This window comes from Cysteiniphilum marinum (assembly GCF_014857925.1).
Lineage (GTDB): Bacteria > Pseudomonadota > Gammaproteobacteria > Francisellales > Francisellaceae > Caedibacter > Caedibacter marinus.
This window is the reverse complement of sequence record NZ_JACYVZ010000009.1, coordinates 31,802-50,904: the sequence shown is the minus strand read 5'-3', so window position 1 is coordinate 50,904 and position 19,103 is coordinate 31,802. Positions and strand designations below refer to the sequence as shown.

Annotated in this window: 17 protein-coding genes and 1 tRNA gene; all 18 read right to left on the bottom strand. The window is 38.5% G+C overall.

Annotated features, from left to right (window positions below):
* Positions 1 to 9 precede the first annotated feature (9 nt).
* The 18 genes from IE867_RS06440 to IE867_RS06355 all read right to left on the bottom strand — a co-directional run bounded on the left by IE867_RS06440 (position 10) and on the right by IE867_RS06355 (position 19,034).
* A complete protein-coding gene (locus IE867_RS06440; protein WP_192483951.1) occupies positions 10 to 756 on the bottom strand; it encodes a hypothetical protein in 747 nt (248 codons plus the stop codon).
* Positions 749 to 1,447 (bottom strand): hypothetical protein, encoded by a 699-nt coding sequence (locus IE867_RS06435; RefSeq protein ID WP_192483950.1) that lies wholly within the window; start codon positions 1,445 to 1,447, stop codon positions 749 to 751. The genes IE867_RS06440 and IE867_RS06435 overlap by 8 nt, the downstream gene beginning before the upstream one ends.
* Positions 1,448 to 1,823: 376 nt before the next feature.
* Positions 1,824 to 3,167, bottom strand: coding sequence for a group II intron reverse transcriptase/maturase (gene ltrA, locus IE867_RS06430; protein WP_192483949.1), 1,344 nt, complete (start codon positions 3,165 to 3,167; stop codon positions 1,824 to 1,826).
* 705 nt (positions 3,168 to 3,872) lie between these two features.
* The gene (locus tag IE867_RS06425) at positions 3,873 to 5,141 is read right to left on the bottom strand and encodes a hypothetical protein (protein WP_192483948.1); all 1,269 of its coding nucleotides are present in this window, start codon (positions 5,139 to 5,141) and stop codon (positions 3,873 to 3,875) included.
* Positions 5,142 to 6,139: 998 nt separating this feature from the next.
* The gene (locus tag IE867_RS06420) at positions 6,140 to 7,555 is read right to left on the bottom strand and encodes an HlyD family type I secretion periplasmic adaptor subunit (RefSeq protein ID WP_192483947.1); all 1,416 of its coding nucleotides are present in this window, start codon (positions 7,553 to 7,555) and stop codon (positions 6,140 to 6,142) included.
* Between the two features lie 2 nt (positions 7,556 to 7,557).
* Positions 7,558 to 9,681, bottom strand: coding sequence for a type I secretion system permease/ATPase (locus IE867_RS06415; RefSeq protein WP_192483946.1), 2,124 nt, complete (start codon positions 9,679 to 9,681; stop codon positions 7,558 to 7,560).
* 402 nt (positions 9,682 to 10,083) lie between these two features.
* Positions 10,084 to 10,701 carry a bifunctional phosphoribosyl-AMP cyclohydrolase/phosphoribosyl-ATP diphosphatase HisIE gene (gene hisIE / locus IE867_RS06410; protein ID WP_192483945.1) on the bottom strand — a complete coding sequence of 206 codons (618 nt, stop codon included), beginning with the start codon at positions 10,699 to 10,701 and terminating at the stop codon, positions 10,084 to 10,086.
* Positions 10,702 to 10,709: 8 nt separating this feature from the next.
* The gene (hisF, locus tag IE867_RS06405; RefSeq protein ID WP_192483944.1) at positions 10,710 to 11,483 is read right to left on the bottom strand and encodes an imidazole glycerol phosphate synthase subunit HisF; all 774 of its coding nucleotides are present in this window, start codon (positions 11,481 to 11,483) and stop codon (positions 10,710 to 10,712) included.
* Positions 11,477 to 12,202 carry a 1-(5-phosphoribosyl)-5-[(5-phosphoribosylamino)methylideneamino]imidazole-4-carboxamide isomerase gene (gene hisA, locus IE867_RS06400; RefSeq protein WP_192483943.1) on the bottom strand — a complete coding sequence of 242 codons (726 nt, stop codon included), beginning with the start codon at positions 12,200 to 12,202 and terminating at the stop codon, positions 11,477 to 11,479. Before hisA ends, hisF begins: the two co-directional genes overlap by 7 nt.
* Positions 12,203 to 12,214: 12 nt before the next feature.
* A complete protein-coding gene (locus tag IE867_RS06395; protein ID WP_192483942.1) occupies positions 12,215 to 12,502 on the bottom strand; it encodes a type II toxin-antitoxin system RelE/ParE family toxin in 288 nt (95 codons plus the stop codon).
* The gene (locus IE867_RS06390; protein WP_192483941.1) at positions 12,490 to 12,762 is read right to left on the bottom strand and encodes a CopG family ribbon-helix-helix protein; all 273 of its coding nucleotides are present in this window, start codon (positions 12,760 to 12,762) and stop codon (positions 12,490 to 12,492) included. Before IE867_RS06390 ends, IE867_RS06395 begins: the two co-directional genes overlap by 13 nt.
* A gap of 265 nt (positions 12,763 to 13,027) precedes the next feature.
* Positions 13,028 to 13,630 carry an imidazole glycerol phosphate synthase subunit HisH gene (hisH, locus tag IE867_RS06385; protein WP_192483940.1) on the bottom strand — a complete coding sequence of 201 codons (603 nt, stop codon included), beginning with the start codon at positions 13,628 to 13,630 and terminating at the stop codon, positions 13,028 to 13,030.
* A complete protein-coding gene (gene hisB, locus IE867_RS06380; RefSeq protein ID WP_192483939.1) occupies positions 13,627 to 14,697 on the bottom strand; it encodes a bifunctional histidinol-phosphatase/imidazoleglycerol-phosphate dehydratase HisB in 1,071 nt (356 codons plus the stop codon). The genes hisH and hisB overlap by 4 nt, the downstream gene beginning before the upstream one ends.
* 187 nt (positions 14,698 to 14,884) lie before the next feature.
* Positions 14,885 to 15,952, bottom strand: coding sequence for a histidinol-phosphate transaminase (gene hisC / locus IE867_RS06375; RefSeq protein ID WP_192483938.1), 1,068 nt, complete (start codon positions 15,950 to 15,952; stop codon positions 14,885 to 14,887).
* Positions 15,937 to 17,268 (bottom strand): histidinol dehydrogenase, encoded by a 1,332-nt coding sequence (gene hisD, locus IE867_RS06370; protein ID WP_192483937.1) that lies wholly within the window; start codon positions 17,266 to 17,268, stop codon positions 15,937 to 15,939. The genes hisC and hisD overlap by 16 nt, the downstream gene beginning before the upstream one ends.
* 17 nt (positions 17,269 to 17,285) lie before the next feature.
* Complete coding sequence (hisG, locus tag IE867_RS06365; protein ID WP_192483936.1) at positions 17,286 to 18,191, bottom strand: ATP phosphoribosyltransferase; 906 nt, start codon at positions 18,189 to 18,191, stop codon at positions 17,286 to 17,288.
* 178 nt (positions 18,192 to 18,369) lie between these two features.
* On the bottom strand, positions 18,370 to 18,705 hold the full coding sequence (locus tag IE867_RS06360) for a YerC/YecD family TrpR-related protein (protein WP_225629980.1): 336 nt from the start codon (positions 18,703 to 18,705) through the stop codon (positions 18,370 to 18,372).
* 89 nt (positions 18,706 to 18,794) lie between these two features.
* Positions 18,795 to 19,034, bottom strand: a tRNA-Thr gene (locus IE867_RS06355).
* Positions 19,035 to 19,103 lie beyond the last annotated feature (69 nt).

Genomic DNA, 19,103 nt, shown 5'->3' with positions numbered 1-19,103 from the left:
TCATACCTCCTAAAAGTTAAACATTAAAAACAATAGCAAACCTAATACTCCTAAAAATAATAGAGTAACTAAAACATGTAATATTAAAAACTTTAATATTACTGCCCTTTCCCAATCTATAAAAACTAGCCATGACAAAAAAATCACACCAAACTCAATTGTTATAACTGGAACTATAATTAAAGACCAACCCAAGTCATTCTTCTCAGGACAACAACCAAACATCATTAACATACAAAAAAAGTAAGCAAAGTATGCCGCCCAAAAACTAATGGCTGACATGCGAAAATAAAAGAGAACCTCAATGCATGATCTATTTTTTTTCCGCAATTGGTATAATTTAAAGACAAGCATGTGAATAGGGTACCAGAATAAATAAACTGCTATAAACCAATCAAATGAATATGATAAATTTCCACCCACAATAGTTGGCAAATGGAGAATAAATAGCGAATATAAAACATATAAAATAAAAACAATTAAATTTGTAGATTTCGACTGATTTTTTTTATTCCACAATACTAAGCAACCAATCGCTATCATAAAAAGTGTCAAATAAAAAACTAATATAGACAGAGAATCATAATATGCAGCATAGATAACAACAAAAGCGGCCTCCAAGAAAGCAAAAAAGATAAATAGTAAAAATGCTAATGAATTCGTATCATTTGACTCTAAATTTGAGTCTAAATCAGCAATCTCACGAGACTGTTCACTCAATATACATGCATCTTTAGCTCTAATTTTCTCACTCATCGCTAATCTCCTTAACTTTCTCTATGTTTTTATTTTTAGACTTTTTATATAACCAAACAATGTTATTAACAATTAAGCTTAATAATAAAAACGGCCAGATAAATATCATTACAAACACATTACCCCACATTAGTAAACCTGCTAAATTTGATACAGGTCTTTTAAAACCACCTGCCGCTAGATGCATTTCAGGCGATAACTTATTTAAATCCTCAAGCCCCCCCAAGTATTTAACCTCCATTCTTTGAGATCCAAATGGCAGAATGATCCTAGCCACTGATTTAGAAATATAACTTCTTGAATATTTCCCACCAGACGGCTCATTTAACAACGTTTTTATTCCACAATTAACCACTTTCAGTTGCTGATATATGCACCACTCAAGTTTAAATTTTTGGCAATTATTGCACTCATCTGAATAATCAGGGATATGACCATCAATGAGTTTTAATGATTCTTGGCTTTCTTTTTGAAAACGAATATCAATTTCATATCTCCCAGGAAACCAAATAAAATAATCTAATGTCACTTCAGAAGGTTTGGATAAATCAATGGACGCACTGGCAAAAACCCCTGTCGCCAATTTATCTGATATATATGTCACAGCACAAAACAATAGCAAGAAGCCATAAAAGGTGATTATTATCACTTTAAAATGCTTATGCTTTTTATTACTTGTATCTGCCGACATAACCCATTGCCTACCGTCTTTCTTTGGTTAAATACACTTACCTATGAGCTCTAAAACAGCATCATTAATAGTTTATTTTTCCAAGCCTTCAAAAATCGGCTTTTAGTACAATCAATCCATATGATCAAAATCAAGCGCGGGGGATAAAATAGAGTTGCCTCGGATTAAGCCTAGACCATTATTTTCAAAGATCAAATTTCATTCTTGATTTTTTTAAATTTTCTGCTTAATCATCCTCATGCTGCAAGCAAAAATATTGTGTCGAGTAGACATCTCTGTTTCTCCTTTTATATTCTAAATTTCAAACATAATGTGAGAAAGCAGGATGCCCCTCACAGAACCGTACTTGTAGATTTCCCACATACGGCTCTTCAATTTAACTCACTGAACCTGTTAAAGTATAAAAATCATGTGTTATTCGTGGCTGCGGTAGTGGGTAACGTTCAATATATTTGTTGAACTTCTCCCAACTTAGTTTCCGCTTCTGGCTTCTTCGATTTAACCATTTCTTTGCCAATCTTTTGGCAATTGAGTAATATTTTGCGATTGCAGGAAAATTCCCGCTCACGCCATAGTATTCAAAATGCCCTCTTAGCTTAGCTTTGAGTGTTTTCCACCACTGCCTCGTCGGCAGCAAGTTCCTAATAGCCTTGAACCAAGTGTTTAAATCTTTACACTTCGCTCTAAACTTCTTAGCACTTGTTTTCCGCCCCAGTTTAAAGTAACCCTTTCTTGTCTTATCACAATAATGAGTAAAACCTAGGAAATCGAAAGTATTGGCTCTTCGACCTGTATTTGACGCATTGAGCCTCTCGTACCTGCCAAAGCTAATATTTCGACTCTTTTCTGGGTGAAGCTGTAGATCATACTTGTTAAACCTGTTTGAGAGTGCCCGCTCAATTCTGCGTGCATCCTCCTGATACTGCACCAAGCACACAAAATCATCCGCATACCTTACAAGTTTGCAGAATCCTTTGGTATGACTCTTCACCGTATCTTCAAACCATTTATCTAACACATAATGCAAAAATATATTCGCTAGCATTGGGCTTAAGATACTTCCTTGGGGTGTACCCTTTTCCGTATCTATTAATACGCCATTATCAACGTAACCCGCTTTTAAAAACCGCTCTATTAGGTGTAGCAAACTAAAATCTTTTACTCGTATCTTTACAAAGCCCATTAGCTTATCGTGCGACACATTGTCAAAGAATCCTTTAATATCTGCCTCAACTAGGTGGTTTATCGGTCGTGTCATAATTGCCTTATCGACATCATTAAGCGCCTGATGTGTATTCCTTTCCGGTCTAAAACCATACGAACAGTCTAGAAAATCCTGCTCATATATACTCTGCAATATCAGCATAACACCAGTCTCTACAATCTTATTCTCGATTGCCGAGATACCCAAGGGGCGGCTTTCTCCGTTTCCTTTGGGAATGTATACTCTTCTTGCAGGCAATGGTTTAAATGACTTATTCTTTAGGCGTATCACCAAGCTCTCAATCTTGTCAGGCAAATGCTTGCCATATTCTTGCCAACTTACTTTATCTATCCCTATCGCCTTGTTTCTATCAAGACCGTGGTAGCAATAGGTGAGAAATTCTGCATCAAGTAAATGAGCTAGGCTCGTAAACTCAAAGGCTCGATTTCCTCGCGCACATTCGGCTATAGAAGATAGCTTCAACAATGTTTTATTCAACTCTGCGTTTAGCATCATTCAAATTATCCTCTTCGTTAAACTGCTAACCCCTTCGAGTGGTCTTAAACCTCAATAGGCATTACCCTATTTACACCTCTACTATGAGCTAGTCCGACTACCTTGCTAAACTTATCTCTAGCTTTTTAGGCTCCAAGATAAGCATTCAGAAATAGCAAGGTTCTCCCAAGTTCCAAAACAATCAGTTCATCTACCCGCTACGGACTCAGACCCCGACACCTCCACGCATACTCGCCTTTACGTATTGCGCAGTGCTGATTTCAGGCGAATGAAAACCTTGATCAGGTGCGACGATGTATATTACGGGGCTCAATACCTTCACTTGCGTTGTGGCTGATAGACCGCCCTTACTACAGCTTCATAATGTTCGTTGCCTTGCATTATGTGTAGTTTGGTTCCAGACTGGTGGCTAACCTTTATCTGGGCTGGATTGTCCAGCTTGATTGCCTTAGCTTTGTTTGGCGCACTCATAACTATATTCCATAACCGTGGACTGAGCGTCAGTCAAAGTCCATGTGCACTTTTATTTCCCCCTTCGACTTCGCTCAGGGAACGGGATGAAATTTACTCAGAGTACAAGATAGACTTTGCTCAGGCACGGGATAGTTCTATGAATATCAACCCTTCCAGAGTTGTAATGGCTGAAGTAAATTCTTCAGCTGATTGTGCCCATGCACTGACAAGCGCTTGATATAAACCAATACGTTATTGATAACTATTGGTTTGCGTGATGTTTTGGATAACATCAACAATTTCAGGGTTCAAGACTGCCGCTTGGTTCAAATCTCTCACCGCACCTGAACCCCTAATATTAAAAGCTAAATCTATCGCTTCAAGCTCATCAACAAATTGATGATTAAAGTCATCATGATATTCACGATAAAATAAATTGGCATTAAAATCTAAAGCCGCGACGACAAAGCTCTCACCATTGATTGTGTTATACGTTGATTTCTTGGCAATCACACCACCTGTTGTGCCACTGCCATCATCGGTAGCATTTAAATCAACACTTAAAACACCTACATCATCTAGGCTTTTAAGCTCGCCTTCTTGCACCACACCATCTTGATTGCTATCTTGCCACAATCTAAGCTCATCAAATGCTGTATCATTATGATCAAAAACACTATCGTTATTATCATCCAAGTCTGATAGCGCATCAAAACCATCTGTGGCTTTCTCTCCATTTGCTTTAATGGTATTGTCCCCAAATAACTCTAATCCATTATCAATTTGTCCATTTTGATCCAAATCACGTACCAGTAAAGCATCATCGGCACCAACCCAACCTGAGGCATATTTCACCCCATCTCCATTGTGATCAAATAGCACACTGCCATCCGAAGCTATGGTTTCAACACCATCGCCGTCCAAGTCAAAAATCAGTGGATCCATGTGTCTCGGTGCCACATTGGCTGCGGTGTTGAAGTCATTATTAACCTCATCATCAATTTTATCTTCCTCACCCTCACATTCTTCATTTTCTTGATCGTATTCTGGATAAAATAAATACTCCCCATTTGGAGTAGTATTTAATATATTGATTACATTTATCGCTCCAGAAGGTGTTAATATTCCTTTAAGAACATTAATCCCTCCTGCCTCAAGAATTTTAGAAGTTACTTCAACACAGTTATCTCCTCCATTTTGATATAGTTGATAATCTGGAGGGTAAGCAATTAAGTGATAGCCCTCATCAAGCATTTTGATATATCTTTCTTGAGACACAAACCCAAAGTAACTAGATGATAGGTTTTCTCTAGCTGCCGCCTCATGAGGATTAAAATCTCCGGGATAAACACTACCTAATACTAAATCTATAGAATTAGCATCTAATGGGCCATAGCTAAAAACATGTGTACCAGCAGACGTACCATCAGAAACCTTAATCCAGGTGTGATATCCCTCATACCCTCCAACTCCATCAGAGTAAATTGTAAATGAATACTCTTTGTTGCACTTATCATTCATAAGAAACTCCTTAAACTTTTGATTACACAATAAAAACTATAAATAATAACAAAATTAAAATTGATAATATTAAAGAGCTCAACGCCCTCAGTACGCAAAACCTAAGTGTCATATTAATCTGAAAAACTTTTCCAAAGATCTCCCCTGTAAAACACCACCATATTTCTATTAATACAAAAGTTAATACAATCACCTCCCATTTACTTGCAAGAAAATCCTCTGTTATTGCTGATGATACAAACAAAAGGAATAAAAAAATCCATAAATAAAGTAATGACATTATTGACGAAACACATAGTGTCATGAATGTTTCATCCAATCTACTTACTCTAAATAAAACCCCAAAAATAAATAAGAAAAAAGCAAGAATTAATTGTACATTTAGGTACAACAGCACAAGCCCAGCAAAACTTTCTTCTAAAAGCCAAGAAATAGCATAAATAATTGCCACATAAAACAAATAGAATAAGATACAAACCAAAGACCTTAGAAAACTTAACTTAACCACGAAAACCACAAAAATACAACTTAAAAACAAAAAAAGGAAAATTACCTGTGATTCAAAAAAGTTGACCAACGTGAGAGCTCGAAATTGTAATCCAAAAACTGTATTTAAAACAATAAAAAGCAATGTGATACTGATAACTAGTATAAAATATAAAGCAATCGACAATATCCTAAACATCATCTTTTGATAATTTTTTTGTCTACACATAACACATCCTCTCAAAATCAGACATCACCAAATCATTCAAACCAAGCCTTCAAAAATCGGCTTTTAGTACAATCAATCCATATGATCAAAATCAAGCGCGGGGGGATAAAATAGAGTTGCCTCGGATTAAGCCTAGACCATTATTTTAAAAGATCAAATTTCATTCTTGATTTTTTGAAAAATTCTGCTTAACAAGTCTTAAGTTGCTAATCAAAACTCCTTATCAGACTGAAGCTATTGCAGAGAATTCTCACCATCAAACTTTTCATACCCTTACTCAATATCACCGTTCATGCAAACTCTCTTTAAACGCCTTGGTTAACGGACTTAAAAAATATTCAATAATTCGTCTTTCACCGGTTTTCACCTCAACGGTCACCGTCATGCCTGAGCGAATGTTAAACTCTTTTCCTTGCTTGTGTAATGTCGTGCTATCAAGTTTCACAACAACTTTAAAGACCAATCCCAACTGTTGATCGTCAATCGCATCGTCACTTATCTCAACGATCTCACCGATTAATAATCCGTATTCAGTAAAAGGATACGTATCGATCTTAACTTGCACCTTTTGCCCTTCATGTACATAGCCAATATCTTTATTTGAGATCATGGCATTGACTTCTAGTGGACTCTCTTTAGGGATAATCTGCATTAATACTTGAGCGGGCGTCACCACCGCACCAATGGTATGCACAGACAAGCTCTGGACAAAACCTGACAGTGGCGCGCTTAGACTTTGTGCCTGCTGCATTAGTTGGAATTTATTAAGCTCATTGCTTAGACTCTTAAAGTCCTTTTGATTTAATTCGATCTGCTCTAACACTTGCGCTAAATAATCCGCTTCAGCACGCATAAGGGCACTGGTTTTACTCCCTATATTTGCAGTTAATTGCGCTACTGTTGCCTTGTGTTGTGCTAATGCTTGCTCTGTCTCAATCATCACTTTTTGACTTTGTAACATATCAGCTTTTGAGCCATAGTCATTTTGATGCAGTGTTTGGTACATATTATTTTGCTCGGTAATAATCGGCAGTGTTTTATTAAGCATTTCCAATTGCATTTCAAGTGCTGTTTTCTCCGCTTTGGCGGCATTGATCTCAGCTAAAAGATAATCAATATCCGCACTATAGGCTTGCCATTTTCTCCATATCAGCTCAATCAAAGCATCTCTTTCTGTTGGCGTTAATCCTTGTGTAAACAACAGCTCATCAATATCCTTTTTTGCTAATCTATCGTTTGCTGCTAACTGTAATAACTGATAAAGGCTTTGGTACTCTTTCAACATAAAGTACGCCACCTTGCGCTGTTGCGTAATATTGTCAATATCCGCCTGAGTAACGCGCTGATCTAACTCAATCAATACTTGCCCTTTTGTCACCAGTTGACCATCTTTCACCAAAATCGTTTTGATCACCCCTTTCTCTAGCGGTTGAATTGATTTAACTTGTGCTTCGGGCACGACCTTGCCTTGAGCACTGACAACAACATCCATTTTGCCAAAGCATGCCCATAGTACGGCAATGACAATCAACACAACCAAAAGCCACATCATAATGCGCGCTAACGGGTGCGGTGGCCTCTCTTCAATTTCAAGTGCTAAGGGGAGAAAACTTAACGCATCCTTTTGCTGATTGCGCCTGTCTTGCCATTGCACCAATCGCTGATACAGTTGGGCAATTTTGCGATATAAGTTTCTCATAATTATCCCCTTGTACTTGCAAATTGTGCATGATAAAGCTTGGCATAATGACCATCTAATGCTAACAGTTCATCATGGCTCCCCTCTTCAACCACTTTACCTGCTTCAAGATAGATAATCTTATCGCAATGCATCACCGTTGATAGTCTATGGGCAATAATAAATACCGTACGATTATGGGTGATTTCGCGCATATTTTGTTGAATCATGCGTTCTGATTCATAATCTAAAGCCGATGTTGCCTCATCAAAAATAAGTATTTTAGGCTCATTGATCAATGCTCTAGCGATGGCAATACGTTGTTTTTGCCCTCCAGAGAAATTAGCACCTTGCTCCTCTACGATCGTGTCATAACCATGTTTTAATTTGACAATAAACTCATCTGCCCCTGATAATTTAGCCGCATTGATTACGACATCTAAAGAAGCGCCAGGGCAAGTCAGCGCAATGTTCTCACGAATGCTGCGATTAAATAAGAAGCTCTCTTGTGATACCACACCGATCTGTTGCCTTAACCATACAGCACTTAATGCTGATATATCAGCACCATCGAGTAAAATACTGCCTGATTGCGGTAGATAAAGCTTTTGTAAGAGTTTTGCCAATGTACTTTTACCTGAGCCTGAACGACCGACAATACCAACGGATTGATTGGCTTGAACGTTGAAGCTAATCTCTTTTAATACCGCAGGAGTATTGATGCCATAATGAAACGTAAGATGCTTAAATTCAATATCGCCAGATAATTGAGCTAATTGCTGATTGTTACTTACGGTAGATCCTTCCGCTGTGGTATTTAAAATATCACCCAAACGTTTCAATGAAATGCGCGCTTGCTGAAAATCTTGCCACAATTGCACCACTTTTAAAATAGGACTGGTAACACGTCCAGCGAGCATATTAAAAGCGATCAATTGACCAATAGTTAAGTCTCCTGAAATCACTAAGTTAACCCCTAGGAAAATAATCAAAAGTGTCGTGATCTTGCTAATAAATTGTGCAATTTGCGAAGTGATATTACTTAAGTTGCGCGCGCGAAAGTTAGTGCGCACATAATTTGCTAGATTATCTTCCCATTTATGTTGCATTTGTGGCTCAATCGCTGATGATTTAACGGTTTGGATTCCGGTTAATGACTCAGTCAAGAACGCTTGGTTTTTAGCGCCTTCTTTAAATACTTGATCAAGGCGCGCTTTTAGTATTGGGGTAATCAAAAGTGACAACACAACATAAAAAGGAATGGTTGCTAATACGATTAATGTCAATTTGGCTGAATAAAACCACATGACCGCGAAAAAGATAAAAGTAAAGCCAAGATCAATTATCAAGGTCAATGCACTACTGGTTAAAAACTCACGAATACTATCAAGCTCTTTGACACGTGCGACACTTAATCCCACTTGCCGCGCTTCAAAATAGGCAAGAGGCAGACTTAATAAATGCTGATATAGTTTCGTGCCAAGCTCAACATCAACGCGACTTGTGGTATGCGCAAACAAATAAGTACGAATCGCACCTAAGATTACCTCAAAAATACTCACTGCCACAAAGCCAATGGCCAATATCTCCAATGTAGTTAAAGCTTGATGCACAACCACTTTATCCATTACCACCTGAAAAAATAGTGGTGTTACCAGAGCAAATAACTGCAAGAAAAATGATGCGATAAGCACATCACGAAAGACATGTTTATATTTCCATAGCGCTGGAATAAACCATTTAATATTAAATGCTTTATCTTTTGCAGTATTATTTTTGGGATTAAGATAAATGACTTTACCATTAAATAATTGACTAAATTCAGCTGATGGTAAACTTATCAGCTCATTGCTATTAGCTAAAATCACAAGATACTCTTTCTGATCATTAACACCGACCAAAACAAAACAATCATCTTTGCCAACAATAATCGCAGGTAGAGTAGATGACTTAATACTCGCGATATCGCAGCTTATCTCTTTGGCATAAAAGTCATTGGCTTTAAGTGCTCGCATCAATGCCGTATGCTCAAATACACCATCCACGGCAAACTGATGAAAAATCGTTTTAGGATCTAATGCCACCTGATATAAACTGGCTGCTTGTATTAGCGCTAATAACGCTGTATTTTGCTGATAATCCGACATATCATCGCCCCAAATATTTGCCCGCTCAAGGCAAACTATAGATCAAAAAACAAATAAATAAAGGACGTTTTAAGATTAATAATGAAATTTTGGAATGTCGGAATGTTGAAATATTGCTGATCGAAATATGAAAACAGTTGAGGAGAGGAAAAACATCTTCGATCAGCTGTTTGGTAGTGTAGGCTTTTAAACTTAACTTAAACTTAATGGTTTTGTTTTTCTGGTTTTTTATGGTGGGCGTATGCAATACGCCCCTACATTACCTCGATGATTATGGATAACATGGGCGTATGCAATATATCCCTACATTACCTCGATAATTATGGATAACATAGGCGTATGCAACACATCCCCCACATTACCTTAATGATTATGGGTAACATGAGTGTATACAATACGCCCCTACGACTTGCTTTCTCTTACTTGCAAAACACTGATCACATCCTGCAAAGATAACTCTTTTTCTCTTAGCAATACCAACAAATGAAAGATCAAATCAGCACTTTCATTTTTCAACTCCTCTAGATCATTTTTCATCGCGGCAATTACGGTTTCAACACCTTCTTCACCCACTTTTTGCGCAATGCGTGATACGCCACTAGCAAAAAGGCTCGTGACATAACTATTTTGTGGTTTATCCTTTTTGCGTTGCTTGATGGTATTTTCTAAACGAGTCAATACGCCATATGGATGATCATAGGCCTTATCAAAGCAGCTCTCGGTACCCTTATGACATGTTGGGCCCACAGCATCAACTAAAGCAACAAGACTATCACCATCGCAATCTACAGCGATATCAATGAGCTTCAAAACATTGCCACTTGTTTCACCCTTTTGCCAAAGCCTTTGTTTGCTGCGACTGTAAAAGGTTACAAAGCCGGTAATCATCGTCTGTGATAAGGCCTCTTCATTCATAAATCCAAGCATCAGTACTTTGCCAGAGGTGCGACATTGCACAACAACAGGCACCAAGTGATTCATTTTCTGCCAGTCAATTTTGTTTAAAATAAGTTTATCCACATTTATCCTTAATTCGACATTCTAATGGTTTGACCATGTGTTTTGAGATAGGCTTTAAGCTCACGAATTTCAATACTACCACTGTGAAAAACGCTTGCCGCAAGTGCGCCTGATACCCGTGTTTTTTGAAATACTTCATTGAAATGCATCATCTCTCCGGCACCTCCTGAAGCGATTACAGGGATATTAACCATTTGTGAAATTGCTGCTAAATGCGCAATATCATAGCCATTTTTAACCCCATCTTGTTGCATGCAGTTCACAACAATTTCACCGGCACCTCGTTTAGCGATCTCTGTTACCCAATCTTTTGTGCTACGTGTGGTTTTTAGCGTTTTTTCAACATCGCCTGTATATTGACAGACCACATACTCACCATCCATCTCATTACTATCAACACCAACAACAACACATTGCTGACCAAAAGCATCGACTAATTCATCAATAAGCTCTGGACGCTCTAGTGCAGGTGAATTAATCGATACTTTATCCGCTCCTGCATTTAAGATAGTACGCGCTTGATCAACACTACGAATACCTCCTGCGACACAAAATGGGATATTAATCGCTTTGGCAATATCGGTTACCCACTTAGGTGACACACCTTGCTGACGTGTACTTGCAGCAATATCATAAAACACCAACTCATCGGCACCTTGCTCACTATAGTGCTTGGCTAGTGTAACAATATCACCGACAATGCGATGATTCTGGAACTTCACACCCTTCACTACTTGATCATTTAATACATCCAGACATGGAATAATTCTTTTTGTTAGCATGTTAGCGCCTCATTTAAGCTAAATTTATTTTCATAAAGTGCGCGTCCGACAATCACACTTTGCACCTTGGTTTTTTTGAGATTGTGCAAATCAGCCAAGGCACCAATACCACCTGATGCTTGAAATGAAATATTTGGATATTTAGCAACTAACTCTTGATAAAGTTGTGTGTTAGCGCCTTGCAACATGCCATCTTTGCTAATGTCGGTACATAGCACATGCGCTAAACCATATGCCAGATAATAGTCAATGACATCATATAGACTTTGATCACTGGTATTAACCCAGCCATGCGTTGCCACCATCGGTGTGCCATTAACGATATTAACATCAAGTGCTAATACAATTTTATCCGCACCAAAGCGCTTAAAAAGGCGTACTGTTTGCTCATAATCTTTGATGGCAATACTACCTAGCACCACACGATCAACACCGATTGATAATAAGTTATCAATTGTTTCTTCATTCTTAATACCACCACCAACCTGCATGATTGATGTCGTACTATTGCGAATACGTTTGATCACATCAAGCTGCTTAAGCCGACCTTGCTTTGCGCCATCCAAATCGACAACATGCAAATAATTAGCACCACTTTGTTGGTAATTCATTGCCATGTCTTCAGGTGTAACCGTGTATTGGGTAATGGCATTAAAATCACCTTTTTGTAAGCGTACACACTGACCATTGATTAAGTCTATTGCTGGGATAATGTTCATTTATTTCCTCTTTTAATAACCTACTTCTTTCTGATGTTTAAATGCCAAAACATGACAAATATCCGTCACTGCTTCATATCTGTATAAAACCGCATAGCCAGAATCACCAAATGGAATAATCAACTCCCGAAGATGATCCGACAATGGTCTGCCAATTTCTGGGGTTTCTTTAAGTAATTGAATATACTTGGCGATTTCATTTGCTGCGCGTTGACTTGCCAGAGTATTTCTAGACTCAAGAAAAGATTGGCAACGCTGAATTCCTTGTAAAGCAACTTCTGTAATTTTTATTTGTGACATTTAGGTGCAGGCTCCTCACTGTCAGTTCCCCAAGTTTGCAACCAGCGAACGGCCTCATCTCCAGTAATATGCAATCCAGTTTCTTTAAAAGATTGCCATGAAGCCAATGCTTCCTGCTTAAATTGTTCTTTCTTTTCTTCTTTTGAAACATACTCATTAATTGCCCGCATCATAATCCAATGTGGCGTTCTATCTTGCACTCGTGCAAGCTGCTGAATGCGCCCTTTTAAATCGTCTGAAATTTTTAGTGATGTTGCCATAATATGCTCCTTATAACACTAGGTACTACCTAGTATCATTTTAGACTACTGATAACTAATATCCAAAACTTTTTAGCTTTTCAACTTTTTAACCCTTAAATTTTCGGGCTATGACCATATTCCTACCCACTTTAATTGTGTAAGCGTTGGCTGAGCGTAAGTCGAAGCCTCTATGAAGTGTTATTACCCACTTCGATTGATGCTCAGTGCATCGCTTCGACTTACGCTCAGGGTGCGGTGAGCACTTGTGGGTGAATATTTAGTCTTAGCCAATTTTCGTAATAAAATTTTTCAACAGTCGCTCGCCCACCTTGCCTGATTTCTCTGGATGAAACTGCATACCATAAAAATTATCTTTATTAACCATCGCACTAAAGTGATTAATATAGTCATTATATGCCACGGTAAACGCTGTAGGCTCAGCATAGAAGCTATGCACATAATAGACATAATCATCAGGCTCAATCCCAGAAAACAAGGCATTGGTGTTATGCGCTATATCATCAATCAATAACCGATTCCAACCCATATGTGGAATCAAGGCATCACTTGATTGAAACCTTTTAACGCTACCTGGGATGATTTTCAAACATTCAACCATGCCCTCTTCTGAGAACTCATGCAGCAACTGCATTCCTAAACAAATACCTAATACGGGTTGTGTAAGTGTCGGGATCAGTTGGTCTAATTGATGTGACTTTAATGCCTCCATCGCCGTTTTAGCATGTCCAACACCTGGCAAGATCACATAATCCGCTGTTTGAATAACCTCATGATTATGCGTTAACACAACCGTTTGTCCCAAGCGCTCAAACGCATATTGGATTGAGGAAAAGTTACTGCCACAACAATCAATAATTGCAATCATAGCACCCCCTTGGTACTTGGCATATCTAACGAAGTCTTTGCTACCGCTTGCTTTAAGACTTTACCTAAGGCTTTAAAGGCTGCCTCAATCATATGATGCGTGTTGTGCCCTTTAAGCTTAATATGCAAGGTGGCCTTAAGACTCTCTGCCAGTGAGTAAAAGAAATGACTAACGAGCTCAACCGATAGATCACCAACTTTATCACGATTAAAATCTGCTTCAAATAAACAATAAAATCGCCCACTTAAATCTAAAGCAATCTGGGCACTTGCTTCATCCATGGGGAGTAAGAAACCATAACGTTGTATACCTAATTTATCAGCCAAGGCTTGAGATAATGCTTGTCCCAAAGTAATCGCAATATCCTCAACGGTATGATGATCATCAATGTGCAAATCCCCTTGCGCGTGAATGTCGATGCTAATACCTGAGTGTTTTGCCACTTGCTCAAGCATATGATCCAGAAAATCAATACCACTATGGATATTTATTTTGCCCGCTTGATCCAAATTGACTGACACGGTGATGTCGGTTTCTTGTGTTTTACGCGTAATCGTTGCCACTCTTGGCGTGCAAAGAATATGGTTTTTAATCGTTAACCAATCAGGATATTGCTCATTTGCAATTTGGATGCCCTTAACCCCTAGATTATCCGCCAACTGAAGATCAGTTAACCTATCCCCAATGACATAACTGTGATCGCGATCAATACGCTGATCACGCAAATAGGACATGAGCAACCCCACTTTTGGCTTGCGACAATCGCAATGATCGTTATCAAAATGCGGACAGATTAGAATATCTTCAAAAATAATCCCTTGCGATTTAAGTACTCTTAACATCAACTCATGTGGTGCGTTAAAGTCGCCTTCTGGAAAAGAAGAAGTACCTAAACCATCTTGATTACTAACCATAACGAGCTTGAATCCCGCCTGTTGTAAAGTAATAAGTGCATCAAATACACCCGGTAAAAAATCAAGCTTATCAATATGATCAATTTGTTTATCTTCTGGCTCGATAATGATTGTGCCATCACGATCTATAAATAAATATTTATGCTGTTTCATTGTTAGCACCCATAGCTCCTGTTTTTATATTCTCTAATACTCTGGACTTACGAACTTTTGCTATTTCAACACCCCGCTTCGTAAACTCGGCACCCCTCTTGCAAAGAGGGGAATTAAAATCACCGTTGCCCAATTCCCCTCTTTGCAAGAGGGGTGGCAGCCAAAGGCTGACGGGGTGTTTATAAAATCATAGTTTTTCTAAAGTGCGTAACTTCAGTAATACTGTAATAAGCTTATTGACTTCCTCAACAGTCCCTATGCTAATACGCAACATCATTTCATCATTAAATACCTTTGCCATTGATCTGACGATAATGCCTGCCTGACATAATTGGTTGAATACATCCACTTTAAACTGTACTAATAAAAAGTTAGCTTGTGAGGGATATACTTTATGAACCAAGCTTGATGCTTGTAGATACTGAAATAAACGTGTCCGCTCGCTAATCGCTTCATGTATTTTGTTTTTAACTAATGCTAAACGCGCAGGTTGCAATGCAGCTACTGCATTTTGCGCTACTGACAGTGCGATGGGATAAGGTGCAATCACCTTTTTGATCAAGCTCACCAAACGGACATTAGTGATAACAGAGCCAACGCGCTCTGCCGCCAAACCATATGCTTTGGATAAGGTTCTAAGAACGACTAAATTATCATATTGCTTAATTAAGCTTGTCGCACTTTGCTCGCCACTAAATTCAATATAGGCTTCATCAACAACAATCATGCTTTTACCGGCTAATGTAAGACATAAGCTTTCGATATCTTCTAGCGAGATTACATTTCCAGTTGGATTATTCGGTGAACAGATAAATAATACCTTAACATTTGGCTTTTTATTTATCGCTTTTAATAAATCATTAATATTGAGTGCGAATTCATTCGCGGGATCAAGTGCATATTCAAAATACTCCACCCCTTGTAACCGAGCACTCACCTGATACATACCAAAGGTTGGTTTAAACGCCATAATCGCATCTTGTTGATAGGCGCAAAATAACCGGACTAACAAATCAATGCCTTCATCACTGCCGCGTGTTACCAATATTTCCTCTTGATTAACATGATAAAGTGCTGCCAAAGCATGCACCAACTCTTGTGGTTGCGGTTCAGGATAGCGATTAAAACCTTGTTCAGATAAATCATAGGGTAATTCATTGGCATTAAGCAATATATCACCTTTAAGATTTAACGATCGCGCAGAAGAATACGCATTAAATGCAGCTAAATCCTGGCGAATCAACTTCTCAAACATGTCGCCTCCGTTGTATCTTCAAGTGCCTTAAGACGCAGATCAACGGCTAGTTTATGCGCTGTTAAACCCTCAATATCAGCCAATTGTGTCGCTAAATCACCGATAGCTAACAATCCTTTTTCATCGACATATTGCACACTCATTGCTTTCATAAAATCAATCGTTGATAAACCGCTAAATGACTTAGCATAGCCATACGTTGGCAACACATGGTTTGATCCAGTGACATAATCACCTAATGCTTCAGCTGCCCATTGCCCCATAAATACCGCACCGGCATTGTGAATTTGATCAATATACTTCTCATGGTCTTGTACCTGTAAAATCAAATGCTCAGGCGCATAGTCATTAGCAAGTATAAAAGCATCTTCTAAGGTCTTAACCACTAAAATGCGACTATGGACTAATGCTTCTTTAATGATGTCGTGACGCGTTAATGTATTTAATTGTTGGTTAATGGCAGCACTTACCTCATTGGCTAACGCATTACTGGTTGTTATAAGTATTGCTTGAGAATCAGCGCCATGCTCGGCTTGCGCTAGTAAATCTGCTGCGACAAACTGAGCATTTGCTTGCCTCTCAGCAATTACCAAGACTTCAGAAGGACCCGCTGGCATATCAATTGCAGCCCCGTCAATATCATCCGCAACAAGCATCTTCGCTTTAGTTACCCAACTATTACCTGGACCATAGATCTTATTGACTTTAATGACGGATTCTGTGCCATAAGCCATCGCAGCAATGGCTTGAGCCCCACCTATTTTATAGATGACATCAACACCACATAGATCAGCGGCGACTAATAATAATGGGTGAATTTTGCCTTGTGCATTCACTGGTGTGCAGACATTTACTTGCCTACATCCTGCTACTTTTGCTGGAATTGCTAGCATAATAAGTGTTGAGATCAAAGGTGCACTTCCGCCAGGCACATATAAGCCAACGCTCTCAATAGCGCTAAAAACTTTATGACAACACACACCGTCATTACTATCAACTATAGTATTTTTAGGCTTATTGATCTCATGGTAATTTTTCACTCTGGCAATAATAGTTTTGATTAACTCAATGTCTTTATTGCTAACTAGCGCATACGCTTCTTTTATTTCAGCTTCTGTTATATATAAACTATCAAGCTCACAACGATCAAAGCGCGCAGTGTAGTCAAATAGTGCTTGGTCTTTATTGCGTTTTACTTCATTAATAATCACTTCAACTTGTTTATTTAAGTCATTACTATTAACTTGTGGCGCACGCTTAAGAAGAGATTGCCAAGTAGGTTTATCATCGATATTGACTTGATAAGTTCTAATCATCTTTCATTCTCACATTCTCACGCTAGCATTTTTTCTATTGGCAACACTAAAATCGCACTGGCACCTGCCTGCTTTAAACGCTCCAATGTATTCCAAAACACACCTTCCGTCGTCACAATATGCACAGCCACCTTATCATGAACCCCTGCGATAGGGATAATCGTCTGCCCTTCGTGACCTGGCAGAATATCATTGATGGCATTAAGTGATGACTTAGGCGCATGAAACATCACATATTTACTTTCTTTGGCTTGCATCACCCCATTCATTCGATCGATCAAACGCAGATAGAATGCTTCAAGCTCTGGTGCAAGTGTATGGCTATTACGAATTAACAATGCCTGTGATTGCATGATTTCAACGACTTCTTTGAGATTATTCTCCTCCAATGTGCGTCCTGTTGATACCAGATCACATATCGCATCAGCCATACCAAGATTAGGTGCAATTTCCACCGAGCCTGAAATATTTAAAATCGATAAATCGAGGTTATTTTCACGTGAAAACGCCATTAATAGCTCAGGATATGAGGTCGCAACTTTCATTGCTTTTAGGCTATTGATATCGTCATATACTTTGCTGTTGGCAATAGCAATTGATAAGCGACAAGCCCCAAAGCCAAGCGCTTTATCTATCGTAATATTATTGCTTTGCTTTTTCTCATTCAATGTCAAACAAAACTCATCCAACACGTTCTGTCCAATAATACCAACATCGCAAAAGCCATCATTCACTAAAGTTGGGATATCATCATCACGCACAAAGAGAAAATCAACCGGCGCATCAATCGCATGACAATAAAGCCCGCTTTTTGACAATTGTACTTTAATGCCGACTTTCTCAAAAAGCGCCATTGATTCTGTATTTAACCGCCCTTTCTTTTGTACTGCAATGCGCAATCGTTTATTTTGTCTATCACTCATTCAACTGACCTTTTATTTTAATTTTTCTCTTTTTCAATAGTCATAATGACAAGTTTCTACCTACAAAAGTGCTCACGTACCCTGAACGTAAGTCGAAGGGTTATATGGTATTAACCCCGATGTATAAAGGCTTCGACTAACGCTCAGCCAACACTGATACATATGGTTACGACCTCTTTCACCTACTTCTCTCTTTTGCACTTTCTACTTTTTCTACTTTGTCATACATCAAATTATATCCACCAGTACCATGGGTGATACAACGCGCAATTCTTGCCACAGTGGTTACACTGACACCAGTTTCAGCATAAATCTGGCGATAGGATTTATCATTTTTGATCTCCTGAACCGCGCGCCAACGATCTGCCATTGCTGAGATTTCAGCAGGTGTACATAAATCCTCGAAAAGTTTCGCAACCTCATTGCTACTTTCTAGCAATGATAATGCATGAAAAAGCGCATCAATATCAGATTGCTGCGCTTGTTTGATATTCACCATAAAAATACTATTCATAATCAACAATGTATTAATACGCTATAACATAATCATTTACAGCAAGATGCTCAAGAAGTTTTTGCAGAAAAAAGCAGAAAAAATAAAAATGGTGCCGACAAGCAGAATCGAACTGCTATACCGCTCGTAAATCATTATGCGATATTTATGTCGAAGAAGTTTTTGATACTTTTGAGTGATCGGGTTGCAGGTAATAGCTAAGACTATTAGCAAAACTCAATCACCCAAAAGCACTAGAAATTCAATGGCAAAAATAATGTAAAGTGATTTATGAGCGGTATAAACTATTGGTTACGAATCAATTGCTCTAACAACTAAGCTATATCAGCATAATGAATCATGGCTATGACCACATCCAACCCACTTTGATTATCCAAACATTGGCTGAGCGTAAGTCA

Bases quoted from the DNA above. Each gene is read 5' to 3' on its own strand.
- hisC (WP_192483938.1), bottom strand. From the start codon at position 15,952: ATGTTTGAGAAGTTGATTCGCCAGGATTTAGCTGCATTTAATGCGTAT.
- hisG (WP_192483936.1), bottom strand. From the start codon at position 18,191: ATGAGTGATAGACAAAATAAACGATTGCGCATTGCAGTACAAAAGAAA.
- hisH (WP_192483940.1), bottom strand. From the start codon at position 13,630: ATGATTGCAATTATTGATTGTTGTGGCAGTAACTTTTCCTCAATCCAA.
- hisA (WP_192483943.1), bottom strand. From the start codon at position 12,202: ATGAACATTATCCCAGCAATAGACTTAATCAATGGTCAGTGTGTACGC.
- hisD (WP_192483937.1), bottom strand. From the start codon at position 17,268: ATGATTAGAACTTATCAAGTCAATATCGATGATAAACCTACTTGGCAA.
- IE867_RS06425 (WP_192483948.1), bottom strand. From the start codon at position 5,141: ATGAATGATAAGTGCAACAAAGAGTATTCATTTACAATTTACTCTGAT.
- IE867_RS06440 (WP_192483951.1), bottom strand. From the start codon at position 756: ATGAGTGAGAAAATTAGAGCTAAAGATGCATGTATATTGAGTGAACAG.
- IE867_RS06360 (WP_225629980.1), bottom strand. From the start codon at position 18,705: ATGAATAGTATTTTTATGGTGAATATCAAACAAGCGCAGCAATCTGAT.
- IE867_RS06390 (WP_192483941.1), bottom strand. From the start codon at position 12,762: ATGGCAACATCACTAAAAATTTCAGACGATTTAAAAGGGCGCATTCAG.
- IE867_RS06420 (WP_192483947.1), bottom strand. From the start codon at position 7,555: ATGAGAAACTTATATCGCAAAATTGCCCAACTGTATCAGCGATTGGTG.
- hisB (WP_192483939.1), bottom strand. From the start codon at position 14,697: ATGAAACAGCATAAATATTTATTTATAGATCGTGATGGCACAATCATT.
- ltrA (WP_192483949.1), bottom strand. From the start codon at position 3,167: ATGATGCTAAACGCAGAGTTGAATAAAACATTGTTGAAGCTATCTTCT.
- IE867_RS06415 (WP_192483946.1), bottom strand. From the start codon at position 9,681: ATGTCGGATTATCAGCAAAATACAGCGTTATTAGCGCTAATACAAGCA.
- IE867_RS06435 (WP_192483950.1), bottom strand. From the start codon at position 1,447: ATGTCGGCAGATACAAGTAATAAAAAGCATAAGCATTTTAAAGTGATA.
- hisF (WP_192483944.1), bottom strand. From the start codon at position 11,483: ATGCTAACAAAAAGAATTATTCCATGTCTGGATGTATTAAATGATCAA.
- IE867_RS06395 (WP_192483942.1), bottom strand. From the start codon at position 12,502: ATGTCACAAATAAAAATTACAGAAGTTGCTTTACAAGGAATTCAGCGT.